We start from the raw sequence: 18,731 nt of genomic DNA, 5'->3' as shown, positions 1-18,731 counted from the left end.
ACGAGTAAATAGCTGCTTTTGGGATGAAAGAGAGTGGAATTCATCGGCTGGAAGATTCCATCGTTTACAAGCTATTGAACCTATCCCTTGAACTGTTTGGCGAATAACCGGACCGTTTTTCCTCGTTACGGGAATTAGAGTGGGCATCTAGGGATGATGATGCCAAGCAAGGTGGTACCGCGGATCACAAGTTCTCTCCGTCCTTTTGCAAGTTGATTGCAGAAGATGGAGAGAGCTTTTTTATATGTATTTACAATTTTGTTAAAGCAATAGAGTGGTTGAATGAAGAAAGGGTGATTAAAAGGTGGTAAAAAAGCGAGTGGTCGTCAAAATTGGGAGCAGTTCCTTAACCAATACAATTGGTGGGCTCAGTGATAAAAAACTGACTGAGCATACGGAAGCATTAGCACAACTAATCAAACGAGGACATGAAGTCCTATTGGTTTCCTCTGGGGCAGTATCGGCTGGTTTTCGTGAACTCGGTTATCCAGCACGCCCCGTTACCACCTCAGGAAAACAAGCAGCTGCTGCTGTGGGGCAGGGACGACTCGTCCAGTCTTATATTGAAACTTTCAATCAATATGGGATTGTCACCGCTCAATTGCTGTTAACGAAAAATGACTTTACGAATAAAGAACAATATAGCAATGCTTATGCCGTCCTATCCGAATTGATAAAACGATCTGTTCTGCCGATTATCAATGAAAACGATTCGGTTGCGATTGATGAACTGACGTTCGGTGATAATGACATGCTCTCCGCACTGGTCAGCGGCCTAGTCCACGCAGACTTTTTAATTTTATTGACGGATATCAACGGATTGTACCAGGAAGATCCAAGGGTTAATCCACTGGCAGAACGCTATGATTTCCTTCCTGAAATTACTGAAGAACTCTTACAGCAAACAAAAAGTACCTCTGGTTCAAAATTTGGTACAGGAGGGATGAAGTCCAAATTAATAGCAGCCCAAATGGCATTATCACTTGGTGTTAATGCTTTTGTCGGAACCGGTTCAGGGCCAGATAAATTGGTTGATATTTTGGATGGCAAAGGGGATGGAACGTATATTGGGAATTCGTCCACTCACATAGTAAAGAAAACGAAACAATGGCTCGCGCTTCATTCCCAAGTTTCAGGGAAGGTTCAAATAGATGAAGGTGCTGTCTCCGCAATTCTAACGAATGGAAAGAGTCTTTTACCTGCCGGAATTAAACAAATCAGCGGGTCATTTGAAGTGGGAGATGTCGTTGAAATCACCAATCCAAAAGGTAGTGTAATAGGGAAAGGCCAAATCAATTACTCCTCATCAGAATTAGAAATTATGAAAGGAATGGCAAGTGGAGAAGCGATGATAACAACCGGAGGAAAACGGCCAGAGGCCATTCATCGTGATCACTTCGTACTAACCATGAAGGAGCTGTTCGTATGAGTGAACGCATTTTATTTTAAAGATGAAACTCGATTAACTCGATCTGTAATTTTATAATTGAAATAGTACGATATACTTTTTTTTATACGTTGAAAAGCTAGAGGGTGAAAATGATCATATGATTCAAAGAAAAAAGTCAAAAGAAGAAAGAAAAAGAGATAGAGAAATTGTGGAGTTATATCATCAAAAAATAACTGAAGATGCATTAGATCCTTTATTTGAAAACTTTCAGAAGTGGAATAACGGAAAATTGCCGTACTATGAGTTAACAGAGCATATTCATGAATTTCATAAGTTAAATCAAAAGATTTGGTCTAAGTTTAATTATGATGGATGGAATAATGAATTTCTCATATTTCAAGCCAAAAAAGATTTAAATCTATTAACTGAAGAGGAAAAAGAAAAATATAAAATTTGGTTAAAGGATTTTGACTAACAAGAGAATCCCTATGATTAAAGAATGTACTATAAATTAAAATGATGTAAGGGGCCGACGAACTTTTGCCTTTTTGACAAGGATTGATTCATGTACTATTTACACATCAAGGGTTTGACCACTTTTGTTATCTGGTCAAACCCGTTTGGGATTGTTTTTATTTGTTACATACACATTAAACCCAAGCTCGAATACACTAGGTAATAATACAAATGAAATTTAAACTCGAATGAGGTATAGTATGATACAACTATCGGGGATTCCTTTTCAACAAAATGGCGAGTGGCCGTCTGGTAGTATTGAAAGTATGATTATTGATCGAATGCAAGGCAATCCGGTCATATATTCGTATCAATCCATCAATGAATTATTGTTTGAGGTCAAGTTACGAAAAAACATCATATTAAGTGCAAGAGCTATGTATCAAGGTAATGCCAAGTTTGAAGTGTTTGAGCAATCACGCTGCAATCACGAATACTGGCATTTGACGGATGCCGGAGGATTCCAACTGCGTCGTGACGTTAAACCATCTGATGCGATTCAAGACATTTACAGGAATAGTTCACAATATGCGTTTGAGTGTGCAACGGCAAAGATGATTATTTATTACCATGCAGTCCTAAACAGTATAGGTGACTATTTTTTTAATCAATTATTCCGAAACATCTATTTATATAGCTGGAATTTCGATCCTGATCTCGGAATACACACCATTTATACAGAACACTTTTTACCTGGAGATGTTGTCTATTTTACTAATCCAGACTTTAATCCGCAAACTTCTTGGTGGAGAGGTGAAAATGCGGTTTTTCTCGGAGATGGTACGTATTTTGGACATGGACTAGGAATAAGAACTGCGGAACAAATGATCCAGGCTCTGAATAAACAAAGAAAACAAGGGAGTACTCAATCAGCCTATTTGACAGATTTAGTCGTAAGACCGTCATTTAAACATTTGGCTAAATTTTCAAGGCTGTTACGAGGTTATAGAGCTTATAAACTTCAACATATCGCAATCCACCATAACGAAAGTTCGATTTCATGTGATCGATATTTGTTCTATTTAAATAAGATATACCATCGGTGATCTATACAAAGGGGCTGATCCATAAGTCGGTAAAAACCGGCTTTAAGGGTCAGCCCTTCTTTAGTGTGAAAAGAACATTGTTATTCCTTAATAAGAGAGGTGGCGAACAAATGTATATGAAGTTGTCGATAAACTAATAAATATAGAAATCTTGTCCAAACTAATCTATAAAAGCTGGTCTTTTGTTACTGGTCAATTCCAATAAAAGAAGGTGCATTAATGAAATCCCGTGTCATTTCCATTATTATTCCCTCTTTTAATGAAGCAAATAATATCGAACTTATTTATAAAGCGTTGGACAAAGAATTTGCAGACATTAATTATGATTATGAAATTCTTTTTATTAATGATGGAAGTACGGATGATACGTTACTCCGTATTAAAAAGCTGGTGTTATCCAATCCAAAAGTAAAGTATATTTCTTTCACAAGAAATTTTGGAAAAGAAGTGGCACTTTTAGCAGGTTTTCAACATGTTAAAGGTGAAGCTGTGATTGTCATGGACGCTGATTTACAGCATCCTTGTACTTTAATAAAACCGTTTATCAAAGGATACGAAGAAGGGTATCACCAAGTCATTGCCCAGCGAAATCGAAAAGGGGATAATCGACTTCGTTCATTTCTTTCATCTCTGTACTACTGTTTCATCAATAAAGTTGTTGATGTGGATTTAAGAGATGGTGTTGGTGATTTTAGACTTTTAAATCGTAAAGCTGTTGATGCGCTTTTATTGTTAAATGAAGGCAATCGTTTTTCAAAAGGACTCTTTTCATGGATCGGTTTAAATCAAAAAATCATTTATTATGATAATGTCGCTCGGCAAAATGGAAAGACCAAATGGTCGTTTTCTAAATTATTGAATTATGGAATAGATGGTGTCATTTCTTTTAATAATAGACCCCTCAGAATATGCTTTTACACGGGGGCTCTTATTTTATTACTCTCTATCGTTTATATTTTCATCAACTTGGTTCTAATAATAAGAAACGGTATTGTTGAACCCGGTTACTTTACAACGATTTCTGCGGTTCTTTTCCTTGGTGGCGTTCAGCTACTCAGCTTAGGTGTCATTGGTGAATATATCGGGAGGATTTATTATGAAACCAAACGACGTCCTCATTATCTTATTCAGGAAACAAATATAAAAAGTGGAGAAAGTTATGAAGGTAATCAGTCAAGAATTTATAAGATTTATCGTAGTGGGGATCATTAATACGATTAATTATTACATTACCTATTTACTTTTACATGAAATTTTAGAGATCAATTATATGGTAGCTCATATCATCGGTTTTTTAATCAGCTTAATCATTTCCTTTTTCTTAAATTCTTATTTTACGTTTAAAGTGAGACCGACGTTATCAAAATTTTTACAATTTCCGTTAACACAGCTCTTTAATATAGCAGTATCATCCTTTTTTGTTTATTTGTTTGTTGAGCATTTCCGAATTGATAGTACAATTGCTCCAATCTTGTCCATTTTCATTACAGTTCCTCTTACTTTTATTATAACGGGGAAAATCTTAAAAAAATAACGGGGATTTTATATGCGAAAAAAGCATAACCTTTCCATTCTTTTATTCTGTAGCGTTGTTCTTGCTGTTCTTGCCCATCTATTCTTTTTGAAAGAGTGGACACAGGACCATTACATGGTTGGACCAAATGATGGGTTACAACAGATGGTTACATTTAAAAAACTCCTTTACGAGCAATATACAAAAGGTAACCTTTTTTACTCTTACCAATTTGGGTTGGGGGGAGGAACATATAGTCAATTAGCTTTTTACTTTTCTACTTCTTTTATTTTCATTTTAACTTCAGCTGTTGTCTTTTTATTTCAATCTGTTCATTTACTTGGTGCTGCAGATATTATTTTTTGGGCAAAGGCTGCAGTTTTCATAAGTATCGGCCGGTTAACACTCATTATTTTTATGACAACAATTGTTTTTCGATATATGAAGAGTAACTGGTTAGCTGCGTTTACAGGGGCTAGCGTGTACGGATTATCGGTTATGTATTTCCGTCATGTCACGTATTGGGAGTTTTTTGCGGATGCGATGCTCTGGATACCGTTGCTTGTTTTTGGCGTAGAAAAAATCATCCGTGAAGCACGATTCGGATGGTTGATTGTCGCTGTGGCGATGACTCTATTTGATAACTTTTATTTTGCTTATATCAATCTGATTTTCATTGTAATTTATATTGTTTTCCGATTGCTCATTCAATTGGAAGAGAACGAAACAAGCAGGTGGAGACAATTTAAATTATATGTTACCAGTGGACTAATCGGTTTTGGGATTAGCGCAGTTTCATTTATTCCCGCTGTTTATGGTTTTTTGAATAATCATCGGCCACCATATAATAAACCAATTCCAATTTTTCATTCGGATAATATTTTATTTACAAGTCCTTATATTATAGTACCTACCCTTTTTTTACTTTTTTTGTTTACATTTTCATTTTATAAACTCCCAACTTTTAAATTGTTTACTTCGATGAGCATCTTTTTTATTCTTCTTCATTTCAGTCCGATGGTGGCAAGCGCGTTTAATGGATTTTCTGCGCCTCAATACCGCTGGGAATACCTATTATCATTTACGATAGGCGGTGCTGTAGCCACAGGTTTAACTCATTTAAACCGTATATACAAAAAGGAAATCGTGGTATCCAGCCTTTGGGTAATCACGACCTATCTTGCCTTTTGCTTATTGGATCAGACATTGAGCATCACTTCTTTGCCAAGTATCTTAATATTCATCTTGGTATTTGCAACACTTACTTTATTCTTCTGTTTCATTTGGAAACAAAACAAGACTTGGCATGTTGTATTACATGGAGGAGTTTTACTGACATTCATCCTTTTTGCGAATGTTTTCCAATATGCTATTTCTGGAGTAGGCGAAGTTAATCAAGTGTCAAAAGGTTATTTAGTCAGTGATAAATACAATGGAAAAGAACAACGTCAATTACTGAAGCAAATTAAAAATCGAGAATCTAATCCATTTTATCGGATTGATTGGAAGGTTGGTAGGCTGAATAATACGCCCATCGTTCAAGACTTTAACGGTATGAGTGCTTATTCAAGTATTCTGAACCAAAATCTGCTCTTTTTCTACTTACATGATTTGAACATTGATATGGGAAGAGAAAGTGTAAGCCGGTATGCTACTCTTGGCAAGCGTGCCAACTTATATAGCCTGTTCCAAGGAAAATATATGATGACAGAAAAAAAACATACAGCTAATATTCCGTATGGCTTCAAAAAGATCCTAGAATCAAAAAACTATGTCGTATATCAAAATTCAAATTTACTCCCATTCGTTCGTATGACCGATCACGTTTTTACAGAAAAGGAGATGGAAAACTCCTCAATTCTAGAAAAAGAACATGCCATGTTAAAAGGAGTTATCGTACCAAACACACACACTTCTAACGGTGAAATACCTAATGTGCCAAATATATTAAATGAGACTACCATTGAAACGGCGGGTGCCTCATTTAAAAACAATAAGCTAACTGTCACAAAAAGCAAGGGAGGGATCAATCTAGTCATTAATGAACCCAAGTTGGATACGAAAGATTATTACGTCAGTTTTCACCTTGAAAATTTAGCAATAGATCAAGGGTTTACGTTAAGGGTAAATGACTATAGAACATCTCGAAAGTCCAATCAATCCATCTACAAAACCTATGTTGACGATCTGACAATTCGTGTTCCAAAAGCGGATAAAATCAAAATCCGCCTCCCAAAAGGAAAATACATTCTGAAAGATCTGGCATTGTATGAAGAGAATTATCGCACGTTAAAAATGGTGAAAAAAAACGCTACTCAAACAGCTCGTATAAACTGGATTCATAATAAACTTACGATTACCTATAACAATCAGAGCAAAAATCGTTATATGATGTTGCCGATCCCTTTTGAAAAAGGTTGGGAGGTTACAATTAACAACGAAAAGCAATCGATAGAGAAAGTGAATTATGCATTTCTAGGTTTTCCGATAAAAGAGGGCATCAATGAGATTAAATTAGTTTATTATCCACCGTATTTCAGAATTTCCTTAGCTCTGACAATTATAAGTAGCGTACTAGCTCTTGTATTGCTTTGGCGTTACCCTCGTCGTAGTAGAAGAGGTAGATAATTCAAAGATTTAAATTCCAAAATATTGTTGAGTGACCAAGGACCAATCTTCTATAAACAAAGATTGTAAGTTGGGACGGCGCCTAACCGCAAGAGGATGGTAAGAGACTGCTGTTTTGAACCCATTGACTTCATGCCAAGAGCCACGTAACGTTTTTACATCGACTTCATCATTCTGGAAAAATGCTTGTACAGCTACATTTCCTAAGCAGAGTATAAGTTTAGGTTGCTTTACTACTAGTTGTTCGTAAAGGTGTTCTATACAGATTTTGCGTACATGGTCTTTATTATAAGACCGTGTAGGCTTTCGTTTTAATATGTAAGTTACGTATAAATCGTCTGAAGTCAAACCAACCCTAAAGGCAGTATGTTGCATTGTTTGTCTTGTCCCACAAACAAATGGGGTTTTGTCTCGACCTTCTCTTGCACCTGGGTTATCAAGAATAATCATGATAGGGGCATTAGGATTACCTTCACCCCAGACCATCCTGGAACCATGACGATAAAGTCCACACTCTCTACAATCGCTCATGCTTTTAGGAGCTGTTTCTTCTGACCAAATAGAGGGGCAAAATTCCAATTATCTTCATCTCCATTAAAGAATTTTTGAATTTTGATTCATTATTAACGTAGATACAAAACTATGTTCCCTTGGAAAATAAGATACTATTCATATTTGGTATTTATTTCCTAAAATACCAACATGTGTACAAACGCTGACTCCCTTATGGTTTTTATTCTACTTCACAACATTTAGGCTGTAGAACTCGTTTTTTAGAGCACGTTAAGTTATATTTCTGGATTTTTTGAGGCAGATGAGAGTATACCTGAGTCCAACTAAATAATAGGATAATACTGCTCGTATCGTGGATTACAGTAATAAGGTGGTCGGGGTCCTATTTTGGGCATTTTCAACGTATTTGGATTAGAATCATATAACATCTCTACTTTTTCATTAGAATGATTGATCAACAGCAATTTGACTTCTTGATTAAAATAATATTTCATATAGAAACCTCCTTAGGGCCTTTTTCTCCTTTAGTTTATTCAACCGCAACAGCAAGGAGCACGTACCAATCATGGTGTTTCATTGATAATTATGAATTTGCACGATATTAGCCTAATTAACATAAAGTAAACCAAATATTCTCTTTCTAGGAGGTTATCCATGTCGCAGGTAAATCAAAAAAAGCCAGCTGATCAAAATTATCCTATGTATCCCAATGACGGAAAAATAACGCGCTATCAAGAGATTCCAATCACTGTACCTGAACAACGCCAATTCCGTCAGCCTGGTGTAGAAAAATGGATGGTTCCGATGCCGATCATTGAAAACCCGAACTATAGAGGAAGCGGGAAACTAACAGAAAAGGTCGCACTTATCACGGGCGGTGATAGTGGGATTGGTGCAGCAACGGCGATCGCATTTGCTAAAGAAGGTGCGGATGTCGCCATTGCGTATTTAGATGAACATGAAGATGCGAACCGAACCAAGACGAGAATTGAAGAACTTGGACAGCGTTGTTTATTATTGCCAGGTGACTTAAGAGAAAAACAGCAATGTATTGATATCGTGGAACAAACCATCCAAACATTTGAGCAACTCCATATTCTTTGTAACCATGTCGGGATCCAGTTTCAGCAATTAAGCTTGCTTGACATTACTGATGAGCAGTTCGATGATACCTTTAAGGTCAACATCTATTCTCATTTCTACACAACCCGAGCAGCCCTTCCGTACTTAAAAGCAGGCAGTTCCATTATTAATACAGCCTCCGTTGTGACATATGTAGGGAATAAACAATTGATAGATTACACAGCAACTAAAGGGGCTATCGTCGGTTTCACCCGTGCGTTGGCTAACAATGTAGTAGACCAAGGCATCCGAGTAAACGCTGTTGCCCCCGGACGAGTTTGGACGCCTCTGATCCCCGCAAGTTTCTCTGCAGACCAAGTTACACAAGTAGATAATCCAATGGAGCGTCAAGGGCAGCCATTTGAACTTGCACCTACCTATGTTTATCTAGCCTCTGATGACTCACGTTTTGTAACCGGGCAAACACTTCATGTTAATGGCGGGGAATGGACGTCATCCTAGTGCCAAGCAATACTATACAATTTATTATCATTTAAAAAAGTTGATTTCTTGTACACCTGGAGAAATCTCTTTTTTTCGTTAGTTTATTAGGTAAAGATACATAATCGAAAGTATTTTTTGATGTGTGCTAAATTAGTAGTTATCACATGTCTTTACACATGAATTTTCATATGTATAATGAAATCATGTAAACAAACTTGGAAAAGAAAACAATTGAAGTGTTGGTATTATATATTAGAAAATATGGAGGTTAGTTAGTAGTGAAACGAAGTACTTTTTTAGGGGTTTCCTTTATAGTTTTTTTAATCTTACTGGCGTATATTCTGCCTTATACAATTCTTACAGAGGTAAAGATGTGGTATGGAAGTTTTTTATTATGGGGAATCATTGCTCTGCTTGCAATTTTCGCAAATTGGGCTATCACAAAGGGTTGGGAGAAGTAGTATGGACACGATGTTAGTATGGTTAGGACTGGCGGTCTATGTTTTTTTGTCATTAATTATTGCTTATTTATCAAGAAGTGGAAATATGTCTGATATGACGGGCTACTTTTTAGGAAACCGGGGAATGAACGGATTTGTTTCAGCGTTAAGCTACAGCGCGACAACATATAGTGCGTTCATGATGGTTGGACTCGCCGGATTGACATATAAAGGGGGAGTCGGGGCTCTAGGATTTGAGGTAGTTTATTTTATAGGAGTTTCCCTCGTTGCGATTTTTGGCCCGCGTTACTGGTTGGTTGGGAAAAAATACGGGTATGTAACTCCTTCAGAAATGCTCGCTGATCGGTATGGAAACCGAGGGGTAGCTGTTGTCATTTCAAGCGCGAGCTGTCTGTTTCTAATCCCATACAGTGCCGTACAGTTGGTTGGTGTCGGTTACCTTTTACAAGGGATGACCAATCAAGCGATATCTTTTTCGACAGGCGTTATAATTGCGACAGTTCTGGCGATAATATTTTCATTCATAGCAGGGATTCGTTCAGTTATGTGGACGGACTCTTTACAAGCTATTATTATGGTGATTACTTCAACGATTGTCGTGTTATTGATTATTAATGGACTAGGTGGCTTCGGGGAGTTTTTTCATACGTTAGAAACGAATCATTCAAATAAGTTAAGCGTACCTGGAAACGGTTATTTTAACTTTCTAACTTTTTTAGGGCTCACGTTACCCTGGTTCTTCTTTAGTATATCGAATCCACAGGTCAGCCAGCGCATGTTTATGCCTTCTTCATTAAAAAGCTTACGAAGAATGCTGTTAGGATTTCTGATTTTCGGTTTTATTTACACAATCGTCTCAGTACTATGGGGATTTTCCGCATTAATTATGTTTCCCGATCTTCCAACTGCAGACCTTGCGACACCTCGTTTATTGTCGTCGAACCTCGTTCCTCCGGTTCTCGGCGCGATTGTAATGATAGGTATACTAGCAGCTGCAGTTTCCACAATCGATTCGATTATGTTAACGTTGTCTTCACTATTTGCAAGAGATGTGTATGGGAATATGAAACATCGACCAGATGACAAGAAACAACTCTTAATTGGTAAAATTGTTATTCCGGTGATTGCGGTTTTGGCACTTGGCTTTGCGCAATTGAACCTTGATTTGATTGCCGTTCTGTCAGTTGCCTCATCAGCCGGCTTAATCGTAACTGTCCCAGCTATTTTTGGAGCATTTTTTTGGAAAAGAGGTACCTCTACAGGAGTCTTAATAAGTGTAATAACAGCCGGTTTTCTAGTTTTAATATTAGAGTTTACCGGATCAAAGCCGCTCGGATTAGCCTCGGGGATATGGGGGCTGTTTGTTTCAACCGTATTATTTGCAGGAGTAAGTTTATTTACAAAACCAAATCACCAAAAAGCCTTAGAATTTGTAAATGTAATAAAAGACCATCAAAGGTCGAATGATAATGACAGTATAAAATAAGGATTTGATGGAGGTGTGGTTCCAAAACTTGGGGTCACATCTTTTCATTATGATGTTTATTATTTTTAGCTATGATGTAATATATAAAACAAAAAATTATGTATTTCCTCAGGATGTATATTTCTTCATTGTCTTACAAACGATAAAAAGAAGGTGTAAGGGTATACTAGGATCTGTATCCTCCTTGTTAAAATTACTATTGCATTTTTCGAACGAAACTCAAAGCCATCAGTTTACGGATGGCTTTGAGTTTCGTTTGGCTCATTGTTCGGATTAAAAACTAACTGACGGAAACCCGAGCGAGCCTGTACCACCCAGTTCTGTAATGAGAAGACTTATGATAATAATTATTTTTCAACCAAAAGGGGAAATGACATTATGTTTATTAACAAGTTTCAACAATGCTATTTATGCAGTAATTATTTACCCATAAAAGACTTTTATGAAAAAGGCAATATACTACTACACTGCAATTCTTGTCGTAAAGAGAAAAGAATGAATAAGAAAAAGGTTATTCAAACCTTACTTGAAATAGATGCCAAGATACGATAAGAACTATCTTTATTTTTACAAAAAGTCAGGGGTTATGATTCCCTGACTTATAAAAACGATAGGATATTTTTTAAAACTAATAGTTATGACATTGACTAGGTGCCATTTGATTTTCCAGCATCATGTAATGTTGTTCAACCTTCATTACGTAGTAAAAATGTTTTTGATAATAATACATATGTTTTTGGGGGTCAACATACTCGTACCTTTTAGCGAGTAATCCGAATAAACTTGCCTTTGTTAAAAGATCCTTAAGTGTTTGATCCAAATGCATTAAAAATCCTCCCAATTTAAGTGTCAATTTAGGATATGCGGCCATCCGTATTTGGTATAAGTTAACAACCAAATATATGGGAATAGTAATCATCAGAAGTTATGTAAGAAAAAGCCGAAAAAGAAAAAAGTAAAAATTGAACTACTCAACCATTGATGACACACCGATGCAATATGATCGAATGGTCCAATGTCTTGAACTACGTCCTTTCGAATCCTCTAAATGATAATCCACTTTTGGGCGTTTGATACAACGCTCGACCCCAGTACGTAACACATAACGTTTATACCATTCCTTACTATCACGTTTCACACGGGGAAAAGGCGGGGATTTTCCTTCGTCGATGTATAAAAGGTTCTCCCGGATGCCGACTCAGAACACGGATTTGAACGTCCATTTCCCGACTCAATTAATGACTTTTCGAAATAGCATTGTTTAAACGAACTAGAACTTAAAAGAGGTGAATATATGAGTATCTGATTCCCTGAACTATAAAAACCTATAAAACTAATACCTAAAATCTTCTAGTCCGACTATGATCATGCCTTGATAAAATAAAAGTAGTTGTCAATCGGAACATTTGTTCGTATAATTGAACTTAAGGAATAATAGAGAAGGGATGATGGTTAGTGGCTACCAAGGGGAAAATAAGTAAAAGAACGATGGAGATTGATGATATGGTAAAGATGTATGAAGAAGGTCACAGTACTAAAGAAATTAGTCATTTTGCAAATGTGTCAACTGGATATGTAAATCAAGTTTTAGCAGCAAACAATGTGAAACGAAGACCACGAGGACATTGGAAGCGTAAATACCATTTGAATGAAGACTATTTTAAAACCTGGTCAAAAAATATGGCTTATATTTTGGGCTTTTTTACAGCAGATGGATTTATCGCAAGCAACATGCAAACGGTATCATTCGCTCAAAAAGAAAGGTATATCTTAGAAAAAATAAGAGATGAGTTGGAGTCCAATCATCCCTTTATAAGAAATGAACAAACAGGAGTTTATATGTTGAATCTTCATAGTAAAATCATAAAAGACGATTTAATGGGAATTCATGGGATAGGGCTTAAGAAATCGAACAACGTTTTGTTTCCGCATGTTCCTGAACAATTCATGAGTCATTTTGTACGTGGCTATTTTGATGGAGATGGAAACATTAATTATAAAGGATATACTATACTATCGTAAGCGGTTCCTTAGAATTTATTGTTTCCTTACAAGAAGAAAAAACTAATGTACAATGAACCAATTCCATATACTAAAAAAAATCTCTTAAGGCTTGATAGTAAAGGAATTTGAATTTATGTATAAACTTTTGGTTCATTTTTATCATGAATCAAAAGTTTATACATAAGCAATAATTGAAACCAAAGTTTATACATAACCTACAGTGAATTACATTTTCTGTTTAATATTATGTAAAAAACTACTGTTTTAAAATACAACGAATCTTTAAGGTCAAATTAAGTAATCGTCATATACATATATGCCCTTTTTCTTTAAGCAATTTTGTAGCTTCAGTAAGATATACAGTGTTCCATACGCTAATGGCGTTAATTATAATGTTTAAAAGCACTGGCTGTCGTTGAAGCTGTTCTTGCAATCCTCTTTTCCAAAAAGAATAAGCTCTGGCAAACCCGTTCATCGCTTCACCCTTTATTTAACCCTCGTTGAATGGTCTTGGTTAGATATATAATCGCAAATAGTCTTTTCGATTCCTCCCATTTCACGTAAAGCAGTAACTAAATTTATTTTGCCTTGTATAGGATCCTAATTTCCCCATGATAAGCGAACCGGACACTTTTATTGACACTATCCAGTAACATGCTATAATTCATTTAGTATCAAATAAATCGTAACGATTACGATTTATTTATATGAAGAAAAATAAAAGTATAAGTGTAAAGGGGAGGTCTGATGAGAGAGGAAATAGATTTTATAAAATTTAATCCAACACAAAATATGACAATTCTTGTTAAAACTAAGGATCCAGTTGAGGAGTATAAGCACGTTGCTTCAAAAATTATGTCATATGAAAGCGTGCATGCTGAACAAGTAGGCTTTATAGAAGAACCGATTAATAATAAAGCTGCTGCACATCTACAGATGGCTGGAGGTGAGTTTTGTGGAAATGCTTGTATGGCATTGGCAGCTTTTATTGCTTCTGAAAAAGGACTAAAGCAAAATGAAATAACGGAAGTCTTAATGGAAGTTTCAGGTACAGATCAATTAATAATAGGTCAAGTAAAAAGAAATATAGATGAATATTACTGCCAAGTAACGATGCCTACTCCTAAAAAGATAGAACACAGAGCAATAAAGTATGATGGCAGTAATTTAAATATAATCATAGTGAGATACCAGGAGTTTATACATATTGTCATAGAAGTGGAGGAATTTGATAAGTCAATAAGAGAAAAAGCAGAATCATTAGCAAAGTTGCTTGGAGTAACTATAGGTGCTAACTTGATCGGCATTTTATTGTATAAAACGAAATCTGACGAATTGGCTCCCCTCATTTATGTCCCACATCTAGATAGTTTGATATGGGAAAGGGGATGTGGTTCAGGAACAGCCTCCTTAGGAGCGTATCTTGCATGGAAGAATAAAGGAGAGATTGTTGCGAAAATAAGGCAGCCTGGTGGGACTATTACTGTAATTGCTAGCTGTTATGATGAAGCGTTGGAAAGTCTTAAGATTGAAGGGTCTGTTGGAATAGTGGCACAAGGTAAAGCTTTTATAGATGTTTAACTATTACATATTATTGGAGTGGAATAAATGTGAATGTGTTAAAAACCAATACTTTTCAAGAAGATTTAAATCAATTTTTAGTGAGGTTTATAGATTTAGCAGCAAAATATGACCATACAACCAATCACTGTTCGGAGTTTGAGGTATTAATAGATGACTATTCAAAATTCATAATAAACGAGAGGAATAATGAAGCTTGGGAACAACTAGAACTACAAGAATCTAGTGACTTTAATCAACGAGTCGAGGATTTAAGAAAGAAATCAGCACTTTGTGTGGCTATTATGGAGAAATATCGTGCATTGAAGCTGCTAAACGGAACTACTGAGAGAACTGATTATTTTAAGAATATAGAATCATGTATTGAAAAGGAATTTGGCCAGTTTCAAATTACTTTAGAGTCAAAGGTATTATTAGTGGGGTCAGGTTCATTTCCGATGACACCTTTATTAATTGCTAAGCGAACGGGAGCAGAGGTTTTTGGGATAGATATTGATGATGAGGCTATTAGACTTGGACGAAACGTTGTAGAAAAATTGGGTGGGGATTTAAATATCCGATTAGAAAAAAAAGCAGTGGAAAATATGAAGTATGCGAACGAATTAACCCATATTATTTTTAGTTCAACTGTTGAAACTAAATATGACATACTGGATCAATTATATCCTTTAACAAATGAAAATGTAGTTGTGGCTATGAGATATGGTAATCAGCTGAAATCCATATTTAATTATCCTATGAGAGAGGTGGATGGGGAAAAGTGGAGGATGGTTGAAAATATAATACGGCCAGATGATGTGTTTGATATTGCATTGTATAAAAAAGCATAGCTTACTTGCTAGTGAGAAAGGAAGGGTTTTATGAGCGATTTTAAACGAGCCTTAATTTTAGGTACCGGTCCTACATCAATCCAGCTAGCTGTCAATATCAAAAAGCATTTTAATTGCTATGTGGGTATTGGTGGCAGAGAGTCTGTGCGTTCGGAAACGTTTTTTGAGGGGCTTAATCAATATAATCATCTAATACGTGTAAGCGTTCAAAATGAAAAGCATCGAAGTATGGAAGGTAAATGCTTCGTTGATCAAGCTTTTAATGGGTATGAAACAATTGAGGGTGAATGGGACACCATCATATTTTCTGTCACAACGGATGCCTATATTGAGGTAATAAAACAGCTCAGTGATAGGCTTTTAAAACAAGTAAAGTGTATTGTTTTAATTTCTCCGACTTTTGGTTCAAACAGCTTAATAAGTAATTTTATGAACAATCTTAATTTAAATGCGGAAATTATTAGTTTTTCTACCTATCATGGAGATACACGATGGATGCAAGATAGGCCATCTAATCATGTTTTAACAACAGCAGTCAAGAAAAAAATTTATATAGGATCGACACACTTTCCATCTATAAATGTTGACAAACTATGTAAGGTATATGAACAACTAGGAATCGATCTAGAAATTATGACATCTCCAATTGAGGCGGAAACCAGAAATATTTCTTTATATGTCCATCCACCGTTGTTTATGAATCATTTTTCACTAAGTACAATATTTGGAGATAAAGAAACAAAGAATTATGTTTATAAGATTTATCCTGAGGGGCCAATTACGCAATATTTAATTCGTGATATGTTATCCCAATGGAAAGAAATTATGAATATTTTAGAAAAAATGAATATAAAAAGTATAAACTTACTTCAATTTATGACAGATGATACTTACCCAGTTAGATTAGAAAGTTTATCGCGTCATGATATAGAAAATTTCAATTATTTAGAGACTATTCATCAAGAATATTTACTATATATACGTTATACCTCTTTGTTAATTGACCCTTTTTCAGAACCAGACGAGAATGGAAGATATTTTGATTTTTCTGCTGTTTCGATTAGAAAAATGTTTGTCGACAAAGAAGGGTATCTTGATATCCCAAGAATGCCTAAGGAAGACTATTATCGCATCAAAATTATACAAGGTATTGCAAAATATTTAGAGTTGAATTGTCCAACAATAGATAAATTTATTAAAACATATGAGAGTAAAATTGAGAAAGTTGCTCAATCTCGTAGAGGCGAATTGTTGTCTCACGCATTTGTCGTTCAAAGCTTTGAAGAAGATCTTAATATGATATGCGGTGAAATAGGGAAAAGTTATAGCAACAAAGAGGATGGAATAGGACCTGTAATGGATTAGTGTACCATTTAAATCGTAATGATTATGATTTATGGGGATCTTTAAGATATGGTTGGAGTGTAGATTAAATCCAACAAAAATGAGTTGTATTCATATTGAGAAGGACTTAAAGGGAGATGACTACCATGTTTAGTAAAAAATTTATATTAGCGGCACTAGTTTTTTGGGTTTTATCTATTCTAGTTGCTTGCTCTGCAAATTCGGCTAACTCTGATAATGAGAAAAAGGAAGATAATGATAACAAGCAGAAAGCAGAAATAGTTTATGCTTCAGCCAAAGACATTAATGATATGAATCCACATTTTTACACAGGTTCCATGCCAGCTCAAGGGATGGTATATGAATCATTAGTTGAAAATACGGAAGATGGAATCAAGCCTTTACTTGCTAAGTCCTGGGAAATTTCAGAAGATGGACGAGTATACACGTTCCATTTAAGAAAAGATGTGAAATTCCATGATGGGGAACCATTTAACGCAGAAGCAGTCAAAAAAAACATTGAGGCTGTACAAAACAATGCAGAAAAGCATTCATGGATTAAACTATCCACAAAAATAGAAAGTGTAAATGTAGTAGATGAGTATACAGTTGAATTAGTACTGTCAGAAACTTATTATCCAACATTGGTTGAATTATCTATGACAAGACCCTACGTATTCATATCGCCTAAAGATTTTATGAATGGCGGAACAAAAGCCGGGGTTGAAGGATTTCATGGTACAGGACCATATATTCTGACGGAGCATAAAACGGACCAGTACGCAACGTTTGAAGCAAATGAAGATTACTGGGGTGGCTCTCCTAAAGTCAAGAAAATTACGTCTAAAGTTCTTCCAGCAGGGGAAACGACCTTTTTAGCCTTAAAAAAAGGAGAAGTAAACTTTGCTTTCACGGATGATCGAGGTACAGATAGTCTTGATGTCGAAGCAATGAATCAATTAGTTGATTCCGGTGATTACCAACTTGTTAGAAGTGAACCAATGAATACAAAAATGATCGTAGCAAACAGTAGTAAATCTGATAACCCTGTTAGTGAAACAGCTGTTCGAGAAGCCATTTGGTACTCGATTGATCGGAAAACAATTACCGAGGATATTTTAAGTGGCACTGAAACAGTAGCCTATACACTATTTTCACCTAACGTCAATTATGCCGATGTCGATTTGAAGAAACGAGGATACGACTTAGAAAAAGCGAAAGAGATTTTAGAAGAAGCAGGCTGGACATTAGAGGATGGTGATGAAGTTAGAACGAAAGACGGTAACAAATTAGCAATGAAACTTTATTATGACAGCAATTCTTCCTCGCAAAAAACCCAGGCTGAATTTATCCAAGCTTCATTAAAAGGGATCGGTATTCAGCTGGAAATTATCGGTGAAGAGTCAACTTCAATCGCTAATAGAAGATCAACGGGTGATTATGATTTATTATTCAATCAAACTTGGGGACTAGCGTATGATCCACAAAGTACAATTGCTGCTTTTACTTCTAAGGTTTCTTATCTACATACGACAAGTGGCATTGCGAAAGCAGATGAACTGTACAAGAAAATTGAACAAGTTATGGTGTCCACTGATGAGGAAACTAGAAAGTCGTTGTATGCGGATATTTTAAAAATTGTACATGATGAAGCCGTCTTTATTCCGATTTCAAATGGCAGTATCACTGTCATTGCTCCAAAAAATTTAAAAGGTATATCCTTTAAGCAAACACAATTTGAGTTGCCATTTGAGCAAATGTTCTTTGAATAGAAATACATGAATAAAAAGGGGACTCTCCCCTTTTTATTCATGACAAAGTACATCGTTTCGTATTGATATTAAAATGAAAGG

16 protein-coding genes, 1 pseudogene and 1 other annotated feature (1 of these 18 cut by a window edge) are annotated in these 18,731 nt (G+C 35.8%); of the genes and pseudogenes, 14 read left to right on the top strand and 3 right to left on the bottom strand.

Features of this window, described 5'->3' with window-relative positions; genetic code table 11:
* Window positions 1-208: a binding site (T-box leader), on the top strand (it extends 18 nt beyond the left edge of the window).
* Between the two features lie 96 nt (window positions 209-304).
* The 6 genes from proB to NON16_RS02375 all read left to right on the top strand — a co-directional run bounded on the left by proB (window position 305) and on the right by NON16_RS02375 (window position 7,093).
* The gene (gene proB, locus NON16_RS02400) at window positions 305-1,429 is read left to right on the top strand and encodes a glutamate 5-kinase (protein WP_257346792.1); all 1,125 of its coding nucleotides are present in this window, start codon (window positions 305-307) and stop codon (window positions 1,427-1,429) included.
* A 118-nt stretch (window positions 1,430-1,547) separates the two neighbouring features.
* Entirely contained in the window at window positions 1,548-1,865 is a 318-nt protein-coding gene (locus NON16_RS02395; RefSeq protein ID WP_257346791.1) for a hypothetical protein, read from the top strand.
* 241 nt (window positions 1,866-2,106) lie between these two features.
* Window positions 2,107-2,952: a protein-glutamine gamma-glutamyltransferase gene (locus NON16_RS02390; RefSeq protein WP_257346789.1), complete on the top strand. Its 846-nt coding sequence runs from the start codon at window positions 2,107-2,109 to the stop codon at window positions 2,950-2,952.
* Between the two features lie 219 nt (window positions 2,953-3,171).
* Entirely contained in the window at window positions 3,172-4,164 is a 993-nt protein-coding gene (locus NON16_RS02385) for a glycosyltransferase family 2 protein (protein WP_257346787.1), read from the top strand.
* A complete protein-coding gene (locus NON16_RS02380; RefSeq protein ID WP_257346786.1) occupies window positions 4,112-4,486 on the top strand; it encodes a GtrA family protein in 375 nt (124 codons plus the stop codon). Before NON16_RS02385 ends, NON16_RS02380 begins: the two co-directional genes overlap by 53 nt.
* Before the next feature lie 12 nt (window positions 4,487-4,498).
* Window positions 4,499-7,093, top strand: a complete 2,595-nt coding sequence (locus NON16_RS02375) for a YfhO family protein (RefSeq protein ID WP_257346784.1) — start codon at window positions 4,499-4,501, stop codon at window positions 7,091-7,093.
* A 9-nt stretch (window positions 7,094-7,102) separates the two neighbouring features.
* Here NON16_RS02375 and NON16_RS02370 read toward each other — a convergent pair whose 3' ends face one another.
* Window positions 7,103-7,672 carry a uracil-DNA glycosylase gene (locus NON16_RS02370; RefSeq protein WP_257346783.1) on the bottom strand — a complete coding sequence of 190 codons (570 nt, stop codon included), beginning with the start codon at window positions 7,670-7,672 and terminating at the stop codon, window positions 7,103-7,105.
* Between the two features lie 588 nt (window positions 7,673-8,260).
* On the opposite strand from NON16_RS02370, the gene NON16_RS02365 reads away from it, so the two are divergent.
* The 3 genes from NON16_RS02365 to NON16_RS02355 all read left to right on the top strand — a co-directional run bounded on the left by NON16_RS02365 (window position 8,261) and on the right by NON16_RS02355 (window position 11,119).
* Window positions 8,261-9,190 (top strand): SDR family oxidoreductase, encoded by a 930-nt coding sequence (locus NON16_RS02365; RefSeq protein ID WP_257346781.1) that lies wholly within the window; start codon window positions 8,261-8,263, stop codon window positions 9,188-9,190.
* Window positions 9,191-9,450: 260 nt separating this feature from the next.
* Window positions 9,451-9,633, top strand: coding sequence for a hypothetical protein (locus NON16_RS02360; protein WP_257346779.1), 183 nt, complete (start codon window positions 9,451-9,453; stop codon window positions 9,631-9,633).
* 1 nt (window position 9,634) lies between these two features.
* On the top strand, window positions 9,635-11,119 hold the full coding sequence (locus NON16_RS02355; RefSeq protein WP_257346777.1) for a sodium:solute symporter family protein: 1,485 nt from the start codon (window positions 9,635-9,637) through the stop codon (window positions 11,117-11,119).
* Window positions 11,120-11,747: 628 nt separating this feature from the next.
* On the opposite strand, the gene NON16_RS02350 is transcribed toward NON16_RS02355, so the two are convergent.
* Window positions 11,748-11,945 (bottom strand): hypothetical protein, encoded by a 198-nt coding sequence (locus NON16_RS02350; RefSeq protein ID WP_257346775.1) that lies wholly within the window; start codon window positions 11,943-11,945, stop codon window positions 11,748-11,750.
* A 629-nt stretch (window positions 11,946-12,574) separates the two neighbouring features.
* On the opposite strand from NON16_RS02350, the gene NON16_RS02345 reads away from it, so the two are divergent.
* Window positions 12,575-13,141, top strand: a complete 567-nt coding sequence (locus NON16_RS02345) for an LAGLIDADG family homing endonuclease (RefSeq protein ID WP_257346773.1) — start codon at window positions 12,575-12,577, stop codon at window positions 13,139-13,141.
* Between the two features lie 301 nt (window positions 13,142-13,442).
* On the opposite strand, the pseudogene NON16_RS02340 reads toward NON16_RS02345, so the two are convergent.
* Window positions 13,443-13,757 (bottom strand): annotated as a pseudogene (locus tag NON16_RS02340) (Tn3 family transposase); the annotation flags it as partial.
* Window positions 13,758-13,870: 113 nt separating this feature from the next.
* Here NON16_RS02340 and NON16_RS02335 point away from each other — a divergent pair.
* The 4 genes from NON16_RS02335 to cntA all read left to right on the top strand — a co-directional run bounded on the left by NON16_RS02335 (window position 13,871) and on the right by cntA (window position 18,650).
* The gene (locus NON16_RS02335; RefSeq protein WP_257346771.1) at window positions 13,871-14,704 is read left to right on the top strand and encodes a histidine racemase CntK family protein; all 834 of its coding nucleotides are present in this window, start codon (window positions 13,871-13,873) and stop codon (window positions 14,702-14,704) included.
* 35 nt (window positions 14,705-14,739) lie between these two features.
* Complete coding sequence (locus NON16_RS02330; protein ID WP_372508732.1) at window positions 14,740-15,534, top strand: nicotianamine synthase family protein; 795 nt, start codon at window positions 14,740-14,742, stop codon at window positions 15,532-15,534.
* 30 nt (window positions 15,535-15,564) lie between these two features.
* Entirely contained in the window at window positions 15,565-16,899 is a 1,335-nt protein-coding gene (locus tag NON16_RS02325) for an opine metallophore biosynthesis dehydrogenase (protein WP_257346768.1), read from the top strand.
* Window positions 16,900-17,024: 125 nt separating this feature from the next.
* Window positions 17,025-18,650, top strand: a complete 1,626-nt coding sequence (cntA, locus tag NON16_RS02320) for a staphylopine-dependent metal ABC transporter substrate-binding lipoprotein (RefSeq protein ID WP_257346766.1) — start codon at window positions 17,025-17,027, stop codon at window positions 18,648-18,650.
* Window positions 18,651-18,731 lie beyond the last annotated feature (81 nt).

Origin of the sequence: Pseudalkalibacillus decolorationis (assembly GCF_024609785.1) — a bacterium.
GTDB lineage: Bacteria > Bacillota > Bacilli > Bacillales > Fictibacillaceae > Pseudalkalibacillus > Pseudalkalibacillus decolorationis.
Note: the sequence above shows the minus strand (reverse complement) of the source record. Positions and strands in the feature narration are given on the sequence as shown.